The sequence below is a fragment of the Escherichia sp. HH41S genome, from assembly GCF_009820115.1.
In the GTDB taxonomy this organism is placed as follows: domain Bacteria; phylum Pseudomonadota; class Gammaproteobacteria; order Enterobacterales; family Enterobacteriaceae; genus Escherichia; species Escherichia coli_F.
Window position 1 is genome coordinate 126,076 of the sequence record NZ_VNXE01000007.1, and the last position, 21,463, is coordinate 147,538.

Below are 21,463 nucleotides of genomic sequence, written 5' to 3' on the forward strand. Positions count from 1 at the left end.
TCCTCTTTTCTCAATTCTGTAAGTAGGAAGCCTGATTGGTTATGCGGCAGGCCTGGAGCGAGGATAGGAAGATGCTATCGGCAGAACATGACGACCCAGTGGGATTCGTGATCGCTTTCATGCTTTTCGTTGAGCGGTAGAGATCTACGTTTTCGCGAAAAAGTAGACATCTGTGAACACGGGTACACAGCATCAAACACATCACTAAAAAAAAGATGCTTTTTCAACGGATTAATCGAAATTTGTGGGCGCTTTACCCGGGCTTGCAGGCAAAAAAGAGATCTAGAGATGATCTACAAAAGCATTGCGGAGCGGTTAAGAATTCGACTTAACTCCGCGGATTTCACGCTAAACAGTCTTCTTCCCGGTGAAAAAAAGCTGGCGGAAGAATTTGCGGTATCACGGATGACCATCCGTAAAGCCATTGACCTGCTGGTGGCGTGGGGGTTGGTGGTCCGCCGCCACGGCAGCGGTACTTATCTGGTGCGCAAAGATGTACTGCATCAAACTGCCAGCCTGACCGGGCTGGTGGAGGTGTTAAAACGCCAGGGGAAAACAGTCACCAGCCAGGTGCTAATATTTGAAATCATGCCTGCGCCTCCGGCCATTGCCAGCCAATTACGGATTCAAATCAACGAGCAGATCTACTTCTCCCGTCGCGTTCGTTTTGTGGAAGGGAAACCGCTGATGCTGGAAGATAGCTATATGCCGGTAAAACTATTCCGCAACCTTTCGCTGCAACATCTGGAAGGGTCGAAGTTTGAATATATTGAACAAGAGTGCGGGATTCTTATTGGCGGTAATTATGAAAGCCTGACGCCGGTTCTCGCCGATAGACTGCTGGCGCGGCAAATGAAGGTAGCGGAACACACACCACTGCTGCGGATCACCTCGTTGTCATATAGTGAGAGCGGTGAGTTTTTGAATTATTCAGTGATGTTCAGAAATGCCAGTGAATACCAGGTGGAGTACCATTTACGGCGACTCCACCCGGAAAAGAGTTAACCGATACTCCAAAAGAGCACCGCCAGTAATTGTGGGGTGATAATGCGCAGGAACATCACCAACGGATAGACAGTGGCATAAGAGAGTGCCGCCGCACCGCTGGTTGGATGAAGATTATTAGCAAATGCCAGCGCCGGAGGATCGGTCATGGAGCCAGCCAGCATTCCGCACATGGTCAGGTAATTCATTTTGGCTAACATCCGCGCCAGAATACCAACAGTAATCAGCGGAACGGCGGTGATCAGGGCACCATATCCAATCCAGCTTAGCCCTTCGCCATTGACCAGGGTATTTACAAAATCCCCACCGGATTTCAGCCCCACTACCGAGAGGAACAGTACGATCCCCAGCTCCCGCAGCGCGAGGTTGGCGCTTGGCGGCATAAACCAGTACAGCTTACCGATACTGCCGATACGCCCGAGGATCAACGCCATAATCAGCGGGCCGCCCGCCAGTCCCAGTTTCAACGCCGCCGGGAATCCCGGCACAAAGACGGGAATAGAACCTAACAATACGCCAAGCCCGATACCAATAAACACCGGCAGCATCTGAACCTGTTGCAGTTTCTGCTGCGCATTCCCCAGCACATTGGCAACGGCATCAATTGCGGACGGACGCCCCACCAGGTTGAGGATATCGCCGAACTGCAGGCTGATATCACCACTGGCGACCAGTTCGACCCCGGCACGGTTCAGACGCGAGATAACAACGTCATAGCGTTCTTTAAAGTGCAGATCGCGAATACGCTTACCAAGCACGTTTTCATTGGTGACCACCACACGCTCGACGCGTAAATCAGTGCCTTTCGTGGACAGCGAGGTATCGACCTCCTGACCAATCACCAGTTGCGCATTATGTAAATCCGCTGGCTGCCCCACCAAATGCAGCAAATCGCCCAGTTGGATAATGGTATCAGGCGAAGGTACTTTTAGGGTTTCTTCTCGTTTCAGACGCGAACAGATAATTTTGTCCCCGTTGAGAATCGGTACATCTTTAATGGCTAAGTCATGCAGGTTAGGGTTCTCAACGCGAATATTGATAGTCTTGATCAGCGCACCGCCATTGGTGCGTGAAGACTCGTGCTGCTGAGCTTCTGTCTCGACATTGACGCGGAAAATAACCCGCAACATCCACATGGTGAACAAGATCCCGCAAATGCCAAATGGATACGCCATCGCATAGCTCATCCCCATCTGATCGACCATTTCCATTGGTGTACCCAGGTCGCGCAAGATCTGCTGCCCTGCCCCCAGTGCTGGCGTATTGGTTACCGCACCGGAGAAAATCCCCAGCACGACCGGCAGTGGAATATCAAACAGTTTATGCAGGATGGCGGTAACCAGACCACCGATGATGACGATCAGAACAGCAAACAGGTTGAGGCGTAATCCGGAGACGCGCAATGAGGCAAAGAAGCCCGGACCCACCTGAATCCCGATGGTATAAACGAACAGGATCAGGCCAAATTCCTGAATAACATGCAGCATATCGCTACTTAATGTCATCCCCGCCTGAGAAACAAAATGGCCGACGATGATCCCACCAAACAGCACGCCGCCAATACCTAATCCTATGCCGCGAAATTTGACGTTGCCGATAAACAAACCGACGACTGCCACCAAAGCCAGAATACTGACCGTTAATGCTATATCACTCATCGTCCATTTCTCTTGAGATAACATTTTAATTGCTACGGATTATGGCTGAATCGGTGAAGCAGATTTGCCTTATAGCGCACATTATCACGGGAAAGAACGTGCCGAAATATCTTAAACAGGCGAAATTTAACGCTTTGTTGAGTAAGAAAGACAAAAAAAGCCCCACCAGAATGGTGGGGCAAAGAGAATAGCTAGTTAGCTATTTAACGCGGGACGTTCGCTGATAGCGATACGCTGCGCTGCGATGGGTTCAGGCTCATTACGAATTAAATCAATATGCAGTAAACCGTTTACGAAGGTTGCGCCAGAGACTTCCATATTTTCAGCCAGCGTAAAGCTCAGGCTAAATGGCTGATTCATAAGCCCTTGATGCAGCCATTTCTTCTCTTCTTTTGGCTGCTCCGGCGTGCCTTTTACGCTCAGGCGCGTACCTTCCAGTTGAATCTCTAAATCTTCCTGACGAAAACCTGCCAGCGCAAGGGTAATGCGGTAGTGGTTATCGTCGCTTTTCTCAATGTTGTACGGCGGGAAGCTCTGGCTTTCACCGGCGTTTTGCAGTGCGTTGGCCAGTTTGTCAAAACCGATCCATTGACGCATCAGTGGGGATAAATCGAAGTTACGCATAGTCATTTCTCCTTCTAAGAAGCGAGTAAATACCTGCAAATCCGAAGATTCGCATATGCTCCCTGACGGCGAGCATGGAGATATCAGGCCGCGCCAGGCGGCCTTAGGGAATCAGTTGATTTCGATACGGCGCGGTTTTTTCGCTTCCGGAATCACACGTTCGAGATCGATATACAGCAGACCATTCACCAGGTTAGCGCCACGAACATGAATGTTCTCAGCTAACTGGAATTTACGTTCAAAGTTGCGTTCAGCGATGCCCTGGTACAGATAGGTGCGCTCTTTTTGTTCGTCGGCGTGAGCACCTTTCACCACCAGAAGATTATCCTGGGCGGTAATTTCCAGTTCGCTCTCAGCAAAACCAGCCACAGCGATAGCAATGCGGTAATGGTTTTCGTCTACCAGTTCAACGTTATACGGAGGGTAGCCGCCATTACTCTGGCTCTGGTTGTTTTCTAAGTGGTTAAACAAACGGTCAAATCCAATAGCAGAACGGTAAAGCGGGGATAAATCAAAGTTACGCATAATCAATAGCTCCTGAAATCAGCGAGAATGTAAGACCTTCCACAATGGACAGGTCAGGTAGCCAGAACACCCATCAGGCGCGTCCTCATCGGCTACGATGTAAAAATGGGTCTGGAAATGAACTTTTCAAGCCTTATCAGCGGACTTTTTTTTGCAGTTTATGGTCTATTGCATAGACTGAGGGGGCAGCACGAAACGTTAAAGTGCGATAGCCGCCACAGTGCGACGTAATGATGATGTTATTTTCAGCAAGGGATCGCTATAACTCATCAGGCCAACACCCACGATCAACAGATGAATTTATTATGATAAGAAATGTGTTGTTAGCGTTAATGATATGCAGCGGAATGACATTACTCGGAGGATGCTCCAGCGTGATGTCCCATACCGGGGGAAAAGAAGGAACGTATCCCGGCACCCGCGCCAGCGCCACCATGATTGGCGACGATGAAACCAACTGGGGCACTAAGTCGTTGGCGATCCTCGATATGCCGTTTACCGCTGTGATGGATACGCTTTTACTGCCGTGGGATGTGTTCCGCAAAGACAGCTCGGTGCGCTCACGCGTTGAAAAAAGCGAAGCCAACGCGCAAGCCACCAATGCGGTTATTCCACCGGCCAGAATGCCTGATAACTGATTTAGCGATCAGTTTCGGTGATCCACAGCTGGCCACCTTCCATCCACGCCAACCATTGACCATCCGGCGAGAAGACCACAGCGTCCGCAGAAGGGGGATTGGCGTGGTTTTCGGTTAAATACTCAACCTCGCCGCTTTGCGCATGGACGCAAGCAATTCGATTATCCAGCACAAAGCCCAGCCATTCCCCGGAAGGGTGCCAGTTAAATGCAGACTGAATATCCGTTTTGTTATGAGTTAACTGTCGCGGCTCGCCGCCCTGTGGTGAGATAAGCCACAGTTGCACAATGCCGTTATCATCACGCATTAAAAACGCGATTTGCGTCCCCTGCGGATTACAGCGCACCCAGTGGCGCGGAACGTTGACTAATCCCGGATAAGCCCGATGATGGGTAAAAGTTAAACGTCGCTGCACGACGCCACGCGGTGGCGCAGGCAGGGTCGATTCCGTTCCGCTTAACGGCGCATCACCTGCTGCTTTCCAGCCAGCTTCATCTTGCGGTAACTCAACGATAAACAGCTCCGGCACTTTCTCGCCCTTTGGCGAAAATGTGTCGCCAATAAACGCCAGCGCGTGGTTTCCTACCCATCCTTCTTCATAAGCACGATTGATTTCATCACTGCCAGGCTGCGGCGTGGGCGTGGTGTTACTCACCAACACGCACCAGTGGCTGCCGCTGTATTCACGCGGATGCTGCTTTTGTACGTTGACCGGGCCAAACGGTACCGCAACACCGACGTTTCGCAAATCCAGCGCCGGATCGCGTTCATGCATTACATGGTCGTTATAGGTAAAGCTCACCCTTTCACCGTTCGGGCTAAAGACATGTACATGGCTGCCGCCGCGCAGCGCTCCTGGCGTATACGGCGCGGTAATATCCATCGCATCGAGATTGCTCACCTTGCCGCTTTCAGCAATCACTCCGCGTCGATGATGGAAATCGTAATGCCATGTTTCATCAGGATTTTCAGGGCCGTGAATAAAGACATATTTCTCTGACTTCGGATGAACGGTCACCACGCCGACGTGTGCGCCCTGTGACGCACGGTAGATAACCTCGACCTCACCGGTATGAATATTCACACGTTCAATAGTTTCGCCGGTAAACGACGCCCCAGAAGGACGCACGTCAAATACCAGCCACTGGCTGTCGGGCGTCCAGGTATTGGTATTGGTGAGCAGGTGATTACGGGGAGCAAAGGTTATCTGTTTCATGGCGCGGTCCTGATACAAAACGGTTCCCGCCATCATACTTCACAAGGACTTCACTTTCAGACAATAGTCTTTTGCCATCGTGATGAATGTGAGTGAAAAGATGGAACATTTCGACGTGGCGATTATTGGCCTCGGCCCGGCAGGGTCGGCGTTGGCGCGAAAGTTAGCAGGCAAAATGCAGGTCATCGCGCTGGATAAAAAGCACCAGTGCGGTACTGAAGGTTTCAACAAGCCTTGCGGCGGTCTGCTGGCACCGGACGCTCAGCGATCTTTTATTCGCGATGGACTGACGCTTCCTGTCGATGTGATCGCCAATCCGCAGATTTTCAGCGTCAAAACCGTCGACGTAGCCGCATCGCTTACACGTAACTACCAGCGAAGCTATATCAATATTAATCGCCATGCTTTCGACTTATGGATGAAATCGCTGATCCCCGCCAGCGTTGAGGTTTACCACGACAGCCTGTGCCGGAAAATCTGGCATGAGGATGATAAATGGCATGTCATTTTTCGCGCAGACGGCTGGGAGCAACACATTACCGCCCGCTATCTGGTCGGTGCCGATGGTGCCAACTCGATGGTGCGGCGACATCTCTACCCGAACCATCAAATTCGTAAATATGTCGCTATCCAGCAGTGGTTCGCAGAGAAACATCCGGTGCCGTTCTACTCCTGCATCTTTGATAATGCGATAACTGACTGTTACTCATGGAGTATCAGCAAAGACGGTTATTTTATCTTTGGCGGTGCCTATCCAATGAAAGACGGTCAGACGCGTTTCACGACGCTGAAAGAGAAAATGAGCGCCTTTCAGTTCCAGTTTGGCAAAGCGGTGAAAAGTGAGAAATGTACCGTGTTGTTTCCCTCACGCTGGCAGGATTTTGTCTGCGGTAAGGACAATGCCTTTCTGATTGGTGAAGCGGCGGGATTTATCAGCGCCAGCTCACTGGAGGGGATTAGCTATGCGCTGGATAGCGCAGAGATTCTGCGTTCGGTGTTACTCAAGCAACCGGAGAAGAGCAACGCCGCCTACTGGCGCGCCACCCGCAAACTGCGTTTAAAACTCTTCGGCAAAATAGTAAAAAGCCGATGCCTGACCGCACCGGCTTTAAGAAAATGGATTATGCGCAGTGGTGTGGCGCATATTCCACAGTTGAAAGATTATCCAACGCGCTTCACATCGCCCACCAGCAGGATGTAAGAGAGCGCGCCAATCAACGCGACGGCGGAGATATAAACCAGTGCAGGCGCGAAACCGTAACCCTGCGCCAGGTACCCTACCACCAGCGGAACGGTGATGCCGCCCAGACCACCGGCGAAGTTAAACACGCCGCCGGTTAAACCAATCAGCCGCATCGGTGCCAGAGAAGAGACTAACGACCAGGTAATCGAAGCAAAACCGTTGCCGAAGAATGCCTGCGCCATCAGGCACATAATCATCATCGGATCGTTGGTGTAGTTAGCACCCATAATGCAGGTGGAGATCAGCAAACCGCAGATAATCGGCGTTTTACGCGCAAAGCCCAGTGAAAAGCCCTTACGTACCAGCAGATCCGCGACCCAGCCTGAGAGCAGGACGCCAACAAACGCCGCAAGGAATGGCACCGTGGTCATAAAGCCCGCTTTCAGCGCTGTGATTCCTTTTTCCTGGGTTAAATAGTTCGGGAACCAGGTTAAGAAGAACCACAGTGTAGAAGCCACCGCAAATTGCCCAAGATAGACGCCGATCAGTTTACGATGGAACACCAGTTTCCAGTCTTTGGCGGTTAGCGGCTGACGCGCCTCTTTTTTCACTGGCGCATCGCCATCCACCAGACCGCCGCCGTCACGAATGTAATCCAGTTCAGCTTTGCTAATGCCTTTGGTCAGGCGCGGCGGCTGATAAACCTTAAACCAAATCAGCGACCAGATAATGCCGATACCGCCGGTGACAATGAACACCCAGTGCCAGCTCAACATTTCCTGAATCCAGATCAGCAGCGGAGTCAGAAACGCCAGACCGACAAACTGACCAGACGTATAAAAACCCACGGCAGAAGCGCGTTCATGTTCCGGGAACCAGCTGGTCACCATCCGGTTATTGGTCGGGAACGCGGGCGCTTCGAAAATACCGGTTATCGCGCGCAGACCAATTAATGACATTAAGCCCGTGGCAAAGCCCTGGAATAACGTCGCCACTGACCAGCCAAATATCGCAATAAAATAAGTCACGCGAGAACCTACGCGATCTAAAAACCAACCGCCGGGGATCTGACATAAGGTATAAAGCCAGGCGAAGGCCGAAAATACATAGCCCATTTGCGCTTTGGTAATGCCGAACTCTTCCTGAATATGGGCGGAAGCCACGGCCAGGTTAGCGCGGTCAACATAACAAATGACCACCGTAATAAAGATCATCACCAGCGTCAGATAACGCCGACGCCCCGGTTTTGCTGCATTAACGGGAATATCCATAGCGAGCTTTCTCCAGATTTTGGGCATAGCGAAGCCGCTCACCATGCCCTGTAATGTACAGAGGGTTATATTTTTGTATTGCTGTTTTAGTGCCCGATGAGGGGCTTACGTGGCAGGAATTACCACTCTGCTACGCTGTTATCTTCATGACGCCAGAGCGGATTACGCCAGTCCGGGGCATTTTTACTGAACTCAATGACTTTGGCTTCGTCGATTTCCACGCCTAAGCCCGGTTTCGTTAATGGTTTAAAGAAGCCGCCGACCATGCTGAAGTCTTCTTTATTTTTCACAAAGTCGAGTAACTCCGCGCCTTTGTTGTAATGAATGCCCATACTTTGTTCCTGAAGTACCGCGTTATAGGAAACAAAGTCGATATGCAGGCAAGCCGCCAGTGCAATCGGGCCGAGCGGACAGTGCGGCGCAAGGGTCACGTCATAGGCTTCCGCCATTCCGGCAATTTTGTAGCATTCGGTAATACCGCCTGCGTGGGAGAGATCCGGTTGCAGAATCGAAATACCGCCAGCTTCCAGCACGCGTTTAAAATCGAAGCGTGAGAACATGCGCTCACCCGCCGCCAGTGGAATATGCGTTTGTGCCGCCAGTTTCGGGTAGTATTCGGCTTGTTCCGCCAGCACCGGCTCTTCAATAAACAGAGGGCGATACGGTTCCAGTTCTTTAATCAGCACTTTCGCCATCGGCGCGCTGACGCGACCGTGGAAATCAAGACCAAACTCAATCTGATTGCCAAAAGCTTCACGAATTTGTGCCACGGTGTTGACCGCCGCATCTACCGCGCGGGAGTTATCAATCAATCCCAGCTCTTCACAACCGTTCAGTTTGAAGGTATCGAAGCCGATTTCGCGTAGCGTTTTAATGCCGTCGATAACATCCGCCGGACGATCGCCACCGACCCAACTGTAGGCTTTAATTTTGTCGCGAACCAGGCCACCCATCAATTGCCAGACCGGCGCATTCAGCACTTTACCTTTGATATCCCATAACGCCTGGTCGATCCCGGCAATGGCGCTCATCAGAATCGGACCGCCACGATAAAATCCGGCGCGATACATCACTTGCCATAAGTCATTGATGCGCGATGGATCCTGACCAATCAAATAGTCACCCAGCTCGTGAACTGCCGCTTCCACCGTGCGGGCGCGGCCTTCGATCACGGGCTCGCCCCAACCGACCACGCCTTCATCAGTTTCAATTTTCAGGAACATCCAGCGGGGAGGTAAACGATACGTAGTAATGTTGGTGATTTTCATTGCACTGCCTCTCGATACGCCTTAACAAATGCTGCTGCCTGCTGCGCGGTGCGTTCTACGGACTGCCCGGCGCGATAGAGATCGCTGCCTAAGCCCGCCCCTGCACAACCTGCGTCTATCCACTGCGCCAGGTTTTCTGGCGTCACACCGCCTACGGCAAAGACCGGGATGTCCTGCGGTAATACCGCTTTTAACGCTTTGATGTATTGCGGCCCAAAAGCCGATGACGGGAATATTTTCAGCGCCTGAGCGCCCGCGTCGATCGCGGTAAAGGCTTCAGTCGCCGTCGCGCAGCCGGGGCAAACGGTCATGCCATAGCCCACCGCGCGGCGGATCACTTCACTATGGATATTGGGCGTAACGATGAGCTGGCAGCCCATCCTGGCGAGCGCATCGACCTGTTCAGGTTTCAGTACCGTACCTGCGCCAATCAACGCCTTGTCGCCATACGCATCAACGATGGCGGGAATGCTTTGTTCCCATTGTGGGGAATTCAGCGGGATTTCAACCGCGTCGAACCCAGCGTCAATCACCGCGCCAACATGCGCCAGCGCCTCGTCGGGCGTAATACCGCGCAAAATGGCGATCAGCGGGAGTTTAGTTTGCCACTGCATGAGCGATGCTCCTTATACCAGCCTGAAATGCCGTGTCGCCCGCCACCGCCGTCACCTCGCAACCCATCGCCTGAAAGGCTTGCTGGTAGCGTGCAGTCAGCGATGTTCCGGCGACAAGGGTGATGGCGTGTTGATGGGCCACGTAGTCGCGCATACTGGCGACCTCTGCGCCAATCAACAATCCAGAGAGAAATTCGCTGACCTGTACACGGGGAAGTGTTCCCAGCACATGCGAGGCACGAACTTCAAAAAGTTGCGGCAATATTGCGGGCGCATTAAGGCCGCGCTCAAGGCCAGCCGCGAAGGCATCGGCAGAGTTTTCCTGCGGTGGTAAACCTGCGCCAATCAATGAATGATTTAACAGTAAATGATGTAATTCACCGGTCATCACGGTGCGAAAATCGTTGATTTGCTGGCTATCGGCCTGCACCCATTTGCAATGCGTACCGGGCATGACATAAAGAGAGGAAGGAGCCAAAGCACGCGCGCCGATCAATTGTGTTTCTTCGCCGCGCATCACATTGTGGTTATCATCATGAGAAACGCATAATCCGGGAATAATCCAGATATTGTCGCCAACAGACGTTAATTGTTCGCCAATAGATGAAAAACGGGCAGGAACAGATAAATACGGTGCAACTTTCCAGCCGACATTGCTGCCGACCATTCCTGCCATCACCACTGGCGTATTCTCTTCACGCCAGTCGGTCGTCACTTCCGCTAGCACCGCAGCCGGAGATTTTCCGTTCAGACGCGTGACGCCTGCTTCTGATTGCCTGCTGTCCAGGCAGTGGTCGCCCTGATAAAGCCAGGCGCGCAGATTGGTCGATCCCCAGTCAATTGCGATGTAGCGAGCTGTCATGTGATTTCCTTTAACCTTCGTGTCGAGCTGGCGATCATGGTAAGCGCCGCCTGCTCTGCCGCATCGCCGTCCTGATGCCGTATCGCATCAAACAGCGCCTTATGTTCCTGGAGCGTTTGCGGCATGTTGGCCTCATCGCCCATCCAGGTTCGTTCAAAAACCGCCCGCTGTAATGAACTAATCGCAATGCTAAGTTGCTGTAACACCGGGTTATGCACTGATTGCAGTACCGCCTCGTGATAGCGAATATCCGCTTCGTTAAACGCTTCGCGGTCCTGATTGTTGGCGATCATCTCGTTCAGCGCTGATTCAATCTGCGCCAGATCGCTGGAAGTCGCGCGCTCTGCCGCCCAACGGGCAATCGCCGGTTCCACCAGATTTCGCACTTCGCTCATTGCACTGATAAGCCGTGGGTCGTAGTCGTTTTCCAGCACCCATTGCAGCACGTCAGTGTCGAGGTAATTCCACTGATTACGCGGTGCCACAAACGCCCCGCGATAACGTTTCATTTCAATCAGCCGCTTCGCCATCAGCGAACGAAACACCTCACGGATGATGTTGCGCGAGGTTGCAAACTCCTCACAAAGTTCCGCTTCGGCCGGAAGCGGCGAGCCTGGCACGTATTTGCCGTGAACGATCTGTTTACCCAGCGTAATGACTATGCGATCGGTTTTATTGAGAGTCATGGAGAGTCCTTGTGCTCTGTATGTACTTCTCTACTTTACCCCGATCGATGCATAACGCGGCAATTTTGTAGTACCAGCGTGATGACGTTCGCGTTTGCTGTATGCGTAATGTAGTACAAAGTTATATTGTTGTACTACAATTTAGATCACAAAAAGAACAATGCATAAAAAAATGACATGCGTCGGGCAGAAATCTGAAAAGGGATATCAGGCGCTAAACAGGAGGGAAAGAAGAGTATGCTTTCAACGGCTTAGCTACTCGTTTAAAGGATTAGTCATGAAGTTGAATTTTAAGGGATTTTTTAAGGCTGCCGGTTTGTGTTCTTTGGCATTTGCGTTGACCGGATGTCTAACCGCAGGACTGCTTTTCAATACCGCAAGTCCGCCACATGCCGAGCAATGGCGGTCAGACTCGATTAAGGGGTTATCGCTGGCAGAGGATAGTAACGGTACGAAAGGCTATGTTTTTGTTGGTGAATCGTTGGACTATCTGTTGACCACGGGCGGCGGCGAGGTGGTTAAAATGCTGAACGATCCGGCAATTCATGGCGAAAGAATCACCGTTTCCGATAACGCGAAATTTATTTTAAGCAGCAGTGATACTAATTTTTCTGGTTCAATAACGCTCTATTACGACTGGGATAATGAGGAAGATAAAGCACTGGCGACACAATATGGTTTTATTTGTAATACCCAGCGTTGTACCTGGGCACTTGACGGCCTGAAAGGCTCTATCCACCAGAAAAATAAAAAAGCGTATTACTCAAACGTGATGGTTTTCCATCAACCCTTTACGGTGGGATTTTATAAGTACAAAGCAACTGATGGCGTTCCGCGCGGCCTCGCTAATGCGCTGCTACCAGTCACTCTTACGCTGGATATAGTAACGTCACCACTCCAGTTCCTGATTTTATGCACGACCAGAAATTGTTAATCGCTGCGGGCAAACGCATTTATGCAGTTTGCCCTCCCACTGATTAATTCAGCACATACTTCTCAATAGCAAACGCCACGCCATCTTCCAGGTTGGATTTGGTGACAAAGTTCGCCACTTCTTTCACCGAAGGAATAGCGTTATCCATTGCCACACCAACACCTGCATATTCAATCATTGCGATGTCGTTTTCCTGATCGCCAATCGCCATGATTTCTTCCGGCTTAATGCCCAGCACATCGGCCAGTGATTTCACACCTGTACCTTTGTTAACGCGTTTATCGAGGATTTCGAGGAAGTACGGCGCACTTTTCAGCACGGTATATTTCTCTTTCACTTCCTGCGGAATACGCGCGATAGCCTGGTCGAGGATGGCGGGTTCATCAATCATCATCACTTTCAGGAACTGGGTATTGGGGTCCATTTTCTCCGCTTCGCAGAACACCAGCGGGATCGTCGCCACAAACGACTCATGCACGGTGTAAGGGCTGATATCCCGGTTGGCGGTGTACAGCGTGGTGCGGTCCAGGGCGTGGAAATGAGAACCGACTTCGCGAGAGAGTTTTTCCAGGAAACGGTAGTCGTCATAGCTGAGAGCGGTTTGCGCCACGGTGCTACCATCGGCGGCCTTCTGTACCAGCGCGCCGTTATAAGTAATGCAGTAGTCGCCCGGCTGTTCCATATGCAGCTCTTTTAGGTAGTTGTGAACACCTGCATAAGGGCGACCCGTCGTTAGCACGACATTCACGCCACGGGCGCGAGCTGCGGCAATCGCGTTTTTAACAGCGGGTGAAATGGTGTGATCGGGCAGCAGAAGGGTGCCATCCATATCGATAGCAATGAGTTTGATAGCCATGAGTTCCCCAGGTAGATTGGTTCCTGACCCATGCTAACGCGATTCCGCTCAAAAATCAGTACAACACCTGAGGGAAAAGGGGGATGCAACGCGCGTTGCATGCTCCCCTTTTGCTTAGCGGAAGAGTTTCCCTTTCAGCAGTTCCATGCCTGCGGAAAGCAGATCGTTATTGGCTTGCGAAGACACTTCACCCTGCGGTGAGAGAGCATCAATAATCTTTGGCAGTTGCTCTGCCAGCAAGCTGGAAGCCGTACTGGTATCTACACCCAGTTTTTGCCCGAGATCGGACACCGCATTTGTGCCGAGCGCCGACTCCAGTTGCTCGCCACTCACCGGCTGATTGCCCTGTTGATTACTCAACCAGGTTGAGAGAATGGCACCTAAGCCGCCACTTTGCAGTTTTTCCAACAGCACCTGAATGCCGCCCTGTTCCTCAACCCAACTCAAAATAGCCTGATATTTCCCCGCATCGCCTTTCAGAAAGGCGCCGACAACATCATCAAAAAGCCCCATGATAATCACCTGTAAAGCGTTACGTGTTGACTCAAAAAGTATAGATCTGCGGAATGATAATTACGGATTGCAGAAATAAAAAGGGCGGAGATGATCTCCGCCCTTTTCTTATAGCATTCTTGCCGAATGCGGCGTTAACGTCTGATCCGGCCTACAAAATCATGCAAATTCAAAATATTGCAGGAGTCTCGTAGGCCTGATAAGCGTAGTGCATCATGCACGCTCGCATTGTTAACGCCATTAAATATCGATATTCGCCGCTTTCAGGGCATTCTCTTCGATAAACGCACGACGCGGTTCAACGGCGTCGCCCATCAGCGTGGTGAACAACTGATCGGCAGCAATCGCATCTTTAACGGTAACGCGCAGCATACGACGGCTTTCCGGGTCCATGGTGGTTTCCCACAGCTGTTCCGGGTTCATCTCGCCCAGACCTTTATAACGCTGGATGGAGAGGCCGCGACGGGACTCTTTCACCAGCCAGTCCAGCGCCTGCTCGAAGCTGGCTACCGGCTGACGACGCTCGCCACGTTCGATAAACGCATCTTCTTCCAGAAGGCCACGCAGTTTCTCACCCAGCGTGCAGATACGACGATATTCGCCACCGGTGATAAACTCGTGATCCAGCGGATAGTCAGTATCCACACCGTGGGTACGCACGCGAACAATCGGTTCAAACAGGTTTTGATCAGCATTGGTGTGGACATCAAACTTCCACTGGCTGCCGTGCTGTTCTTTGTCGTTCAGTTCGCTGACCAGCGCGTTCACCCAACGGGTAACGGTCTGCTCATCAGAGAGGTCGGCTTCCGTCAGCGTCGGCTGATAGATAAGCTCTTTCAGCATTGCTTTCGGATAACGACGCTCCATGCGGTTGATCATTTTCTGCGTCGCGTTGTACTCAGACACCAGTTTCTCTAACGCTTCGCCAGCCAATGCCGGTGCACTGGCGTTGGTGTGCAGCGTTGCACCATCCAGCGCGATAGAGATCTGGTATTGATCCATCGCTTCGTCGTCTTTAATGTACTGTTCCTGCTTGCCTTTCTTCACTTTGTACAGCGGCGGCTGAGCGATGTAGACGTGACCGCGTTCAACGATTTCCGGCATCTGACGATAGAAGAAGGTCAACAGCAGCGTACGAATGTGCGAGCCGTCGACGTCCGCATCGGTCATGATGATGATGCTGTGGTAACGCAGTTTGTCCGGGTTGTACTCGTCACGACCGATACCACAACCAAGCGCGGTGATCAGCGTCGCCACTTCCTGGGAAGAGAGCATCTTATCGAAGCGCGCTTTCTCGACGTTGAGGATTTTACCCTTCAGCGGCAGAATCGCCTGGTTCTTGCGGTTACGCCCCTGCTTCGCAGAGCCGCCCGCGGAGTCCCCTTCCACAAGGTACAGTTCAGAGAGCGCCGGGTCGCGTTCCTGACAGTCCGCCAGTTTACCCGGCAGGCCCGCTAAATCCAGCGCACCTTTACGACGGGTCATTTCACGAGCGCGACGCGCAGCTTCACGGGCACGAGCAGCATCGATAATTTTGCCGACTACGATTTTCGCGTCGGTTGGGTTTTCCAGCAGGTATTCTGCCAGCAGTTCGTTCATCTGCTGTTCAACCGCCGATTTCACCTCAGAAGAAACCAGTTTGTCTTTGGTCTGAGAGGAGAATTTCGGGTCCGGCACTTTTACGGAAACGACGGCAATCAGGCCTTCACGCGCATCGTCACCGGTGGCGCTGACTTTGGCTTTTTTGCTGTAGCCTTCTTTATCCATGTAGGCGTTCAGAGTACGGGTCATCGCCGCACGGAAGCCTGCCAGGTGTGTACCGCCATCACGCTGCGGAATGTTGTTGGTAAAGCAGTAGATGTTTTCCTGGAAGCCATCATTCCACTGCAATGCAACTTCAACACCGATACCGTCTTTTTCGGTGGAGAAGTAGAAAATGTTCGGGTGGATCGGCGTTTTGTTTTTGTTCAGATATTCAACGAACGCCTTGATACCGCCTTCATAGTGGAAGTGGTCTTCTTTGCCGTCGCGCTTGTCGCGCAGACGAATGGAAACGCCAGAGTTGAGGAACGACAACTCACGCAGGCGTTTCGCCAGAATGTCATATTCGAATTCGGTCACATTGGTGAAGGTTTCGAGGCTTGGCCAGAAACGCACCATGGTGCCGGTTTTTTCAGTCTCGCCGGTAACCGCCAGCGGAGCCTGCGGTACACCGTGTTCGTAGATCTGACGGTGAATTTTACCCTCGCGCTGGATAACCAGCTCCAGTTTTTGCGACAGGGCGTTTACTACCGAAACACCAACGCCGTGCAGACCGCCGGACACTTTATAGGAGTTATCGTCAAATTTACCGCCTGCGTGCAGGACGGTCATGATCACTTCCGCCGCCGATACGCCCTCTTCCGGGTGAATACCGGTCGGAATGCCGCGCCCGTCATCCTGTACAGAGACAGAGTTATCGGCGTGAATGGTGACGATAATTTCTTTACAGTGACCCGCGAGCGCTTCGTCGATAGCGTTATCTACCACCTCGAATACCATGTGGTGCAGACCGGTGCCGTCATCCGTGTCGCCGATATACATACCCGGGCGCTTACGCACCGCATCCAGCCCTTTCAGGACTTTGATACTGGAGGAGTCATAAGAATTCGACATCAACGTTTCTCGCTCATTTATTCTTGGGTTAATCCGTTATTTTACCCTTTTCCACGGTAAACATCTTCGAATTTTCGTCCGACATGTCTATAACGTGTTCAGCACTGATCGCGCTGACAAAGACCTGTGATTGCGTCGCTTTTAAGCGGCTGGCAAGCAGTCCGCGACGCTCATCATCAAGCTCAGAGGCAAAATCATCTATCAGGTAGAGACACCGCCGCCCGCTTTCACGGGTGAGGAACTCTCCTTGCGCCAGACGTAAGGCGCACATCAACAGCTTAAGCTGCCCACGCGATAAGGTATCTTCCACCGGCGCACCGTCGGCGCGAATGCGTAAGTCCGCTTTATGCGGGCCATGCGCGGTGTAGGTTAACTGGCGATCGCGTTCAAAATTACGTTCCAGCACCTCAGCATATTCTGTCTCTTTCTCCCAGCCGCGCTGAAAAGAGAAAGTCAGAGTAAACTCCGGGAGAAATTGCTTACAGGTATCGGCCATATCAGCGGCGATACCGGCGCTGTACTCGGCGCGCCAGGTACTGATTTGTTCTGCCAGCGGGATCAGTTCTTTGTCCCACGGGCGTAGCTGTTCATAACGAGTCACCTGGCGCAGTGCCGCATTGCGCTGCTTGAGTAATCGCTTGAGATTGCTCCAGGCGGTGAAAAATCCGGGTTCGTTGTGAAAGCATCCCCAGTCGAGGAAAGCTCTTCTGTATTTGGGGCCGCCGTTGAGTAAAGTAAACCCTTCTGGCGTTATCAGTTGCATCGGCATCAGGTGCGCCAGCTCGGCGACCTTATGCCCGTCAGTACCGTCGATGCGGACTTTGCTGTCGCCCTGTTTATCTTTGGTTAGGCCAATCGCCGTCTCGCGCTCTTCGCCCTGTAAACGCCCATGGAGAATAAACGCCTCCTGCTCGTGGCGAATAACACGACCAATCTGCAAACTGCGAAACGCCCGACCGTGGCCGAGCGTATAGATGGCTTCCAGCACGCTGGTTTTGCCACTGCCGTTGGCACCAACCAGAAAGTTAAAGCCGGGAGATAAAGCGAGATCCGCGGTTTCAATGTTGCGGAAATCGCGGATCAACAAGCGGGTGAGGGACATTACAGTCTCATTGGCATGACAACATAGGCAGCCGACTGTGATGCGGCATCTTCAATCTGCACACTGGAAACCGAATCGGTCAGCATCATGCGCACGTTTTCGCATTTCAGCGCGTTCAGAACATCCAGTACATAGCTGACGTTGAAGCCAATTTCCATCTCCGCACCGCTATAGGTAACGTCGAGGATCTCTTCCGCTTCTTCCTGTTCCGGGTTATTGGCGGTGATTTTCAGCTGATTTTCGCTGACATACAGACGCACGCCGCGGAATTTCTCGTTGGAGAGGATCGCTGCACGGGCAAACGCCTGCTTGAGCAGATCGCAGCCTGCTTCCAGATGTTTGTCCGGGTTCTTCGGCAGAACGCGGCGATAATCCGGGAAGCGACCATCCACCAGTTTGGAGGTGAAGATAAAGTCGCCAACGTGGGCGCGAATGTTGTTGCTGCCAATCTGCACGCGCAGCGGATTGTCGCCGCCGTCGAGCATACGCATCAGTTCAATCACACCTTTACGCGGCACGATCACCGAATGGCTTGGCAAAGACTGACCAATTGGCATGGAACAGACCGCCAGACGGTGACCGTCGGTCGCCACGGTACGCAGTTCTTCACCTTCGGTTTCGAACAGCATACCGTTTAAGTAATAGCGAACATCCTGATGCGCCATCGAAAACTGAGTCGCTTCAATCAGACGCTTCATCGTCGCCTGCGGCAGGGTAAATTCGACTTCGCTCTGCCAGTCATCGAGGTTCGGGAAATCTGCTGCTGGCAGGGTGGAAAGCGAAAAACGGCTACGCCCGGAACGCACCAGCATCCGCTCACCTTCCAGTTGCACGGCAATTTCCGCGCCTTCAGGCAGACCACGGCAGATATCAAAGAATTTGCGCGCCGGAACGGTCGTCGCCCCTGGTTCGTGCGGCTGAACCAGCGCAACACGTGCCACCATTTCCATCTCGAGATCGGTACCGGTCAGCGACAACGTACCGTCAGCAACCTGTAACAGCAGATTACCGAGAATCGGTAGCGTAGGACGACCACCTAACGGACCGCTCACCTGTTGTAGCGGTTTTAATAAATGCTCACGTTCTACGGTAAATTTCATAGGTTTACGATGACAATGTTCTGATTAAATTTGAAAAATCTTCTTTGATATCGTGGCTCTCTTCACGCAACTGCTCGATCTTCCGGCAAGCATGAAGCACCGTTGTGTGGTCACGACCACCAAACGCATCGCCAATCTCGGGCAGACTGTGGTTAGTCAACTCTTTCGCCAGCGCCATCGCCATCTGGCGCGGACGCGCCACCGAGCGGGATCGACGCTTGGAAAGGAGATCCGCAACTTTGATCTTGTAGTACTCTGCCACCGTCTTCTGAATATTGTCGATGGTGACCAGTTTTTCCTGCAATGCCAGCAAGTCGCGCAGCGCCTCACGCACGAAGTCGATGGTGATCGCCCGTCCGGTAAAGTTGGCGTTAGCAATGACGCGGTTCAACGCCCCTTCCAGCTCACGTACGTTAGAGCGTAGACGCTTGGCGATAAAGAACGCCACTTCGCCCGGCAAACGAATGTCGTTTTCGTCGGCCTTTTTCATCAGGATCGCCACGCGGGTTTCTAACTCTGGCGGTTCGATCGCCACAGTCAGTCCCCAACCGAAGCGGGATTTCAGACGATCCTCAACGCCGTTGATCTCTTTCGGATAGCGATCCGAGGTGAGAATGATCTGCTGGTTACCTTCCAGCAGGGCGTTGAAGGTGTGGAAAAACTCTTCCTGAGATCGTTCTTTATTAGCAAAAAACTGAATATCGTCGATCAGTAGTGCATCTACGGAACGGTAGTAGCGTTTAAACTCTTCGATCGCGTTGTTTTGCAGGGCTTTAACCATATCCTGAACAAAGCGCTCGGAGTGCATATAAACCACTTTGGCATTCGGCTTACGCGCCATAATGCCGTTACCCACCGCATGCAGCAGGTGAGTTTTACCCAGACCCGTGCCGCCATAAAGGAACAACGGGTTATAGGCACCGCCAGGGTTATCAGCCACCTGACGAGCCGCCGCGCGCGCCAGTTGGTTAGATTTACCTTCAACGAAGTTATCAAACGTGTGTTTGACGTTTACGTTAGAACGATAGGTCGGTTCTGCCGGAGCCGGGACGTTATCCCAACCGGAACGCGTAGAAGGCGCAACACGTTGCGGCTGCGCATGCGCCACCTGTGCTGGGGCCGCGACGTTGCTCGTCACTGCCGCTTGTGGCGTTTGTGTCACCGGTTTGGTGCCGACTTCAAAACGCAGCTGTGGGGCATCCGCTCCGCAGAAACTGGTTAGCAGTCCATTGATATTATTAAGGTACTTGTCCCGTACCCAATCGAGGACAAAACGGTTTGGCGCGTACAGGGCCAGCGTGTTATCGCTCAGTTCCGCCTGCAATGGGCGTATCCACATACTGAATTCTGTGGCTGGTAACTCATCCTGCAATCGGGCAAGACACTGCTGCCAAAGCGAAAGTGACACGGCGGACTCCACTCGAACAAAAGTCGATAATGACTAAGGCTGAAACATTCATGATTGTTGACGTACGTCGAAAAGACCCTGCTTGAGGGTGACGCACGAACCGCTGTCTGCGGTTATATGCCCGATCAAGATCCTGCTAAACGATCGGGACCGCGGATCATAGCCTAAACTGCGCAAGAGATCTTCTGTTTCTCACAGATTTTCCCGATTTATCCACAGGATGATCCAGAACTCGCTAAGTGTAAACGATCCTGCCGCGAGGCGAGCACGATTTACGCCGCATATTGGAAAATTTAATGACCATAGACAAAAATTGGCTTAATCGATCTAATAAAGATCCAGGACGATCCTTGCGCTTTACCCGTCAGCCCGTATAATCCTCCACCCGGCGCGCCATGCTGGTTTTCACTGGTGTGAGGCCGTACGTTTTCCCTGCGAAAAGGTGCGGAAAAGCGCGGTAAATAAGGAAAGAGAATTGACTCCGGAGTGTACAATTATTACAATCCGGCCTCTTTAATCACCCATGGCTTCGGTGTCCATCGTTTCATTTTTCGGCGGATATCCAATAAAGCCATTGAATTTATTCAAGTTTAGGTAGAAATCGCCATGAAACGCACTTTTCAACCGTCTGTACTGAAGCGCAACCGTTCTCACGGCTTCCGTGCTCGTATGGCTACTAAAAATGGTCGTCAGGTTCTGGCACGTCGTCGTGCTAAAGGCCGCGCTCGTCTGACCGTTTCTAAGTAATAAAGCTAACCCCTGAGTGGTTAAGCTCGCATTTCCCAGGGAGTTACGCTTGTTAACTCCCAGTCAATTCACATTCGTCTTCCAGCAGCCACAACGGGCTGGCACGCCGCAAATTACCATTCTCGGCCGCCTGAATTCGCTGGGGCATCCCCGTATCGGTCTTACAGTCGCCAAGAAAAACGTTCGACGCGCCCATGAACGCAATCGGATTAAACGTCTGACGCGTGAAAGCTTCCGTCTGCGCCAACATGAACTCCCGGCTATGGATTTCGTGGTGGTGGCGAAAAAAGGGGTTGCCGACCTCGATAACCGTGCTCTCTCGGAAGCGTTGGAAAAATTATGGCGCCGCCACTGTCGCCTGGCTCGCGGGTCCTGATAGCCCTCATTCGGGTCTATCAACGCCTGATTAGTCCGCTACTCGGGCCGCATTGTCGTTTCACTCCAACCTGTTCAAGCTACGGAATTGAGGCATTGCGCAGGTTTGGAGTGATAAAAGGCAGTTGGTTGACGGTGAAACGCGTATTAAAATGCCACCCTTTACACCCTGGTGGTGACGATCCCGTCCCGCCCGGACCATTTGATACCAGAGAACACTAAC

The 21,463-nt window shown here is 52.1% G+C and carries 23 protein-coding genes and 1 other annotated feature; of the genes, 8 read left to right on the forward strand and 15 right to left on the reverse strand.

Going from position 1 to position 21,463, the window contains the following annotated elements:
• Positions 1–288 precede the first annotated feature (288 nt).
• Positions 289–1,005 (forward strand): GntR family transcriptional regulator, encoded by a 717-nt coding sequence (locus FQZ95_RS01635; protein WP_001300779.1) that lies wholly within the window; start codon positions 289–291, stop codon positions 1,003–1,005.
• On the opposite strand, the gene FQZ95_RS01640 is transcribed toward FQZ95_RS01635, so the two are convergent.
• The 3 genes from FQZ95_RS01640 to ibpA form a co-directional block, all read right to left on the reverse strand.
• Positions 1,002–2,663 carry a putative transporter gene (locus tag FQZ95_RS01640; protein WP_001279752.1) on the reverse strand — a complete coding sequence of 554 codons (1,662 nt, stop codon included), beginning with the start codon at positions 2,661–2,663 and terminating at the stop codon, positions 1,002–1,004. The two genes, FQZ95_RS01635 and FQZ95_RS01640, sit on opposite strands and share 4 nt — an antisense overlap.
• A 195-nt stretch (positions 2,664–2,858) precedes the next feature.
• Positions 2,859–3,287 (reverse strand): small heat shock chaperone IbpB, encoded by a 429-nt coding sequence (gene ibpB, locus FQZ95_RS01645; RefSeq protein ID WP_001243431.1) that lies wholly within the window; start codon positions 3,285–3,287, stop codon positions 2,859–2,861.
• Between the two features lie 111 nt (positions 3,288–3,398).
• On the reverse strand, positions 3,399–3,812 hold the full coding sequence (gene ibpA / locus FQZ95_RS01650; RefSeq protein WP_001243437.1) for a small heat shock chaperone IbpA: 414 nt from the start codon (positions 3,810–3,812) through the stop codon (positions 3,399–3,401).
• Positions 3,806–3,878 (reverse strand) — a sequence feature (ROSE (Repression Of Heat Shock gene Expression) occurs in the 5'-region of heat shock genes and acts as an RNA thermometer to modulate expression.). It overlaps the preceding gene by 7 nt.
• A gap of 239 nt (positions 3,879–4,117) precedes the next feature.
• Between ibpA and FQZ95_RS01655 the strand changes: the two genes are divergently transcribed.
• Positions 4,118–4,450: a YceK/YidQ family lipoprotein gene (locus FQZ95_RS01655; protein WP_160529808.1), complete on the forward strand. Its 333-nt coding sequence runs from the start codon at positions 4,118–4,120 to the stop codon at positions 4,448–4,450.
• Between the two features lies 1 nt (position 4,451).
• Here the strand turns inward: FQZ95_RS01655 and FQZ95_RS01660 are convergent, their stop codons facing one another.
• Positions 4,452–5,666, reverse strand: a complete 1,215-nt coding sequence (locus FQZ95_RS01660; protein WP_202384083.1) for a DUF3748 domain-containing protein — start codon at positions 5,664–5,666, stop codon at positions 4,452–4,454.
• 100 nt (positions 5,667–5,766) lie between these two features.
• Here FQZ95_RS01660 and cbrA point away from each other — a divergent pair, with 100 nt between their 5' ends.
• Positions 5,767–6,867, forward strand: coding sequence for a colicin M resistance lipid reductase CbrA (gene cbrA, locus FQZ95_RS01665; RefSeq protein WP_105277607.1), 1,101 nt, complete (start codon positions 5,767–5,769; stop codon positions 6,865–6,867).
• On the opposite strand, the gene FQZ95_RS01670 is transcribed toward cbrA, so the two are convergent.
• The 5 genes from FQZ95_RS01670 to dgoR all read right to left on the reverse strand — a co-directional run bounded on the left by FQZ95_RS01670 (position 6,828) and on the right by dgoR (position 11,550).
• On the reverse strand, positions 6,828–8,165 hold the full coding sequence (locus FQZ95_RS01670; RefSeq protein WP_160529810.1) for an MFS transporter: 1,338 nt from the start codon (positions 8,163–8,165) through the stop codon (positions 6,828–6,830). The two genes, cbrA and FQZ95_RS01670, sit on opposite strands and share 40 nt — an antisense overlap.
• A 74-nt stretch (positions 8,166–8,239) precedes the next feature.
• Positions 8,240–9,388: a galactonate dehydratase gene (dgoD, locus tag FQZ95_RS01675; protein WP_000705257.1), complete on the reverse strand. Its 1,149-nt coding sequence runs from the start codon at positions 9,386–9,388 to the stop codon at positions 8,240–8,242.
• Positions 9,385–10,002 carry a 2-dehydro-3-deoxy-6-phosphogalactonate aldolase gene (dgoA, locus tag FQZ95_RS01680; protein ID WP_001198710.1) on the reverse strand — a complete coding sequence of 206 codons (618 nt, stop codon included), beginning with the start codon at positions 10,000–10,002 and terminating at the stop codon, positions 9,385–9,387. Before dgoA ends, dgoD begins: the two co-directional genes overlap by 4 nt.
• Positions 9,986–10,864 carry a 2-dehydro-3-deoxygalactonokinase gene (gene dgoK, locus FQZ95_RS01685; RefSeq protein ID WP_032185518.1) on the reverse strand — a complete coding sequence of 293 codons (879 nt, stop codon included), beginning with the start codon at positions 10,862–10,864 and terminating at the stop codon, positions 9,986–9,988. Before dgoK ends, dgoA begins: the two co-directional genes overlap by 17 nt.
• The gene (gene dgoR / locus FQZ95_RS01690; protein ID WP_000174305.1) at positions 10,861–11,550 is read right to left on the reverse strand and encodes a D-galactonate utilization transcriptional regulator DgoR; all 690 of its coding nucleotides are present in this window, start codon (positions 11,548–11,550) and stop codon (positions 10,861–10,863) included. The genes dgoK and dgoR overlap by 4 nt, the downstream gene beginning before the upstream one ends.
• 277 nt (positions 11,551–11,827) lie before the next feature.
• On the opposite strand from dgoR, the gene FQZ95_RS01695 reads away from it, so the two are divergent.
• Complete coding sequence (locus FQZ95_RS01695; RefSeq protein WP_160529811.1) at positions 11,828–12,484, forward strand: hypothetical protein; 657 nt, start codon at positions 11,828–11,830, stop codon at positions 12,482–12,484.
• A gap of 43 nt (positions 12,485–12,527) precedes the next feature.
• Here the strand turns inward: FQZ95_RS01695 and yidA are convergent, their stop codons facing one another.
• The 6 genes from yidA to dnaA form a co-directional block, all read right to left on the reverse strand.
• Positions 12,528–13,340 carry a sugar-phosphatase gene (yidA, locus tag FQZ95_RS01700; protein WP_001604232.1) on the reverse strand — a complete coding sequence of 271 codons (813 nt, stop codon included), beginning with the start codon at positions 13,338–13,340 and terminating at the stop codon, positions 12,528–12,530.
• Between the two features lie 114 nt (positions 13,341–13,454).
• Positions 13,455–13,853: a YidB family protein gene (locus FQZ95_RS01705; RefSeq protein WP_001355061.1), complete on the reverse strand. Its 399-nt coding sequence runs from the start codon at positions 13,851–13,853 to the stop codon at positions 13,455–13,457.
• A 240-nt stretch (positions 13,854–14,093) separates the two neighbouring features.
• On the reverse strand, positions 14,094–16,508 hold the full coding sequence (gene gyrB, locus FQZ95_RS01710; protein WP_001353554.1) for a DNA topoisomerase (ATP-hydrolyzing) subunit B: 2,415 nt from the start codon (positions 16,506–16,508) through the stop codon (positions 14,094–14,096).
• 28 nt (positions 16,509–16,536) lie between these two features.
• Positions 16,537–17,610 (reverse strand): DNA replication/repair protein RecF, encoded by a 1,074-nt coding sequence (recF, locus tag FQZ95_RS01715; RefSeq protein ID WP_000060098.1) that lies wholly within the window; start codon positions 17,608–17,610, stop codon positions 16,537–16,539.
• On the reverse strand, positions 17,610–18,710 hold the full coding sequence (gene dnaN, locus FQZ95_RS01720) for a DNA polymerase III subunit beta (RefSeq protein ID WP_000673464.1): 1,101 nt from the start codon (positions 18,708–18,710) through the stop codon (positions 17,610–17,612). Before dnaN ends, recF begins: the two co-directional genes overlap by 1 nt.
• Positions 18,711–18,714: 4 nt before the next feature.
• Positions 18,715–20,118, reverse strand: a complete 1,404-nt coding sequence (dnaA, locus tag FQZ95_RS01725) for a chromosomal replication initiator protein DnaA (RefSeq protein WP_000059102.1) — start codon at positions 20,116–20,118, stop codon at positions 18,715–18,717.
• Positions 20,119–20,414: 296 nt separating this feature from the next.
• Here dnaA and FQZ95_RS01730 point away from each other — a divergent pair, with 296 nt between their 5' ends.
• From FQZ95_RS01730 to yidD, 4 genes are all read left to right on the forward strand, one after another.
• Entirely contained in the window at positions 20,415–20,495 is an 81-nt protein-coding gene (locus FQZ95_RS01730) for a hypothetical protein (RefSeq protein ID WP_122134670.1), read from the forward strand.
• A gap of 229 nt (positions 20,496–20,724) precedes the next feature.
• Positions 20,725–20,865, forward strand: coding sequence for a 50S ribosomal protein L34 (gene rpmH, locus FQZ95_RS01735; RefSeq protein ID WP_000831330.1), 141 nt, complete (start codon positions 20,725–20,727; stop codon positions 20,863–20,865).
• A gap of 16 nt (positions 20,866–20,881) precedes the next feature.
• Positions 20,882–21,241 (forward strand): ribonuclease P protein component, encoded by a 360-nt coding sequence (rnpA, locus tag FQZ95_RS01740; protein WP_000239730.1) that lies wholly within the window; start codon positions 20,882–20,884, stop codon positions 21,239–21,241.
• The gene (yidD, locus tag FQZ95_RS01745) at positions 21,205–21,462 is read left to right on the forward strand and encodes a membrane protein insertion efficiency factor YidD (RefSeq protein ID WP_001307474.1); all 258 of its coding nucleotides are present in this window, start codon (positions 21,205–21,207) and stop codon (positions 21,460–21,462) included. The genes rnpA and yidD overlap by 37 nt, the downstream gene beginning before the upstream one ends.
• Position 21,463 lies beyond the last annotated feature (1 nt).

Excerpts from the sequence above, each read along its gene's own strand:
- FQZ95_RS01670 (WP_160529810.1), bottom strand. The coding sequence starts at position 8,165 with ATGGTGAGCGGCTTCGCTATGCCCAAAATCTGGAGAAAGCTCGCTATG.
- rpmH (WP_000831330.1), top strand. The coding sequence starts at position 20,725 with ATGAAACGCACTTTTCAACCGTCTGTACTGAAGCGCAACCGTTCTCAC.
- FQZ95_RS01660 (WP_202384083.1), bottom strand. The coding sequence starts at position 5,666 with ATGAAACAGATAACCTTTGCTCCCCGTAATCACCTGCTCACCAATACC.
- FQZ95_RS01640 (WP_001279752.1), bottom strand. The coding sequence starts at position 2,663 with ATGAGTGATATAGCATTAACGGTCAGTATTCTGGCTTTGGTGGCAGTC.
- dgoR (WP_000174305.1), bottom strand. The coding sequence starts at position 11,550 with ATGACTCTCAATAAAACCGATCGCATAGTCATTACGCTGGGTAAACAG.
- dgoK (WP_032185518.1), bottom strand. The coding sequence starts at position 10,864 with ATGACAGCTCGCTACATCGCAATTGACTGGGGATCGACCAATCTGCGC.
- cbrA (WP_105277607.1), top strand. The coding sequence starts at position 5,767 with ATGGAACATTTCGACGTGGCGATTATTGGCCTCGGCCCGGCAGGGTCG.
- dgoA (WP_001198710.1), bottom strand. The coding sequence starts at position 10,002 with ATGCAGTGGCAAACTAAACTCCCGCTGATCGCCATTTTGCGCGGTATT.
- recF (WP_000060098.1), bottom strand. The coding sequence starts at position 17,610 with ATGTCCCTCACCCGCTTGTTGATCCGCGATTTCCGCAACATTGAAACC.
- FQZ95_RS01635 (WP_001300779.1), top strand. The coding sequence starts at position 289 with ATGATCTACAAAAGCATTGCGGAGCGGTTAAGAATTCGACTTAACTCC.
- yidD (WP_001307474.1), top strand. The coding sequence starts at position 21,205 with ATGGCGCCGCCACTGTCGCCTGGCTCGCGGGTCCTGATAGCCCTCATT.
- yidA (WP_001604232.1), bottom strand. The coding sequence starts at position 13,340 with ATGGCTATCAAACTCATTGCTATCGATATGGATGGCACCCTTCTGCTG.
- dnaN (WP_000673464.1), bottom strand. The coding sequence starts at position 18,710 with ATGAAATTTACCGTAGAACGTGAGCATTTATTAAAACCGCTACAACAG.
- ibpA (WP_001243437.1), bottom strand. The coding sequence starts at position 3,812 with ATGCGTAACTTTGATTTATCCCCGCTTTACCGTTCTGCTATTGGATTT.
- FQZ95_RS01655 (WP_160529808.1), top strand. The coding sequence starts at position 4,118 with ATGATAAGAAATGTGTTGTTAGCGTTAATGATATGCAGCGGAATGACA.
- FQZ95_RS01705 (WP_001355061.1), bottom strand. The coding sequence starts at position 13,853 with ATGGGGCTTTTTGATGATGTTGTCGGCGCCTTTCTGAAAGGCGATGCG.
- dgoD (WP_000705257.1), bottom strand. The coding sequence starts at position 9,388 with ATGAAAATCACCAACATTACTACGTATCGTTTACCTCCCCGCTGGATG.
- ibpB (WP_001243431.1), bottom strand. The coding sequence starts at position 3,287 with ATGCGTAACTTCGATTTATCCCCACTGATGCGTCAATGGATCGGTTTT.
- gyrB (WP_001353554.1), bottom strand. The coding sequence starts at position 16,508 with ATGTCGAATTCTTATGACTCCTCCAGTATCAAAGTCCTGAAAGGGCTG.
- FQZ95_RS01695 (WP_160529811.1), top strand. The coding sequence starts at position 11,828 with ATGAAGTTGAATTTTAAGGGATTTTTTAAGGCTGCCGGTTTGTGTTCT.
- FQZ95_RS01730 (WP_122134670.1), top strand. The coding sequence starts at position 20,415 with ATGACCATAGACAAAAATTGGCTTAATCGATCTAATAAAGATCCAGGA.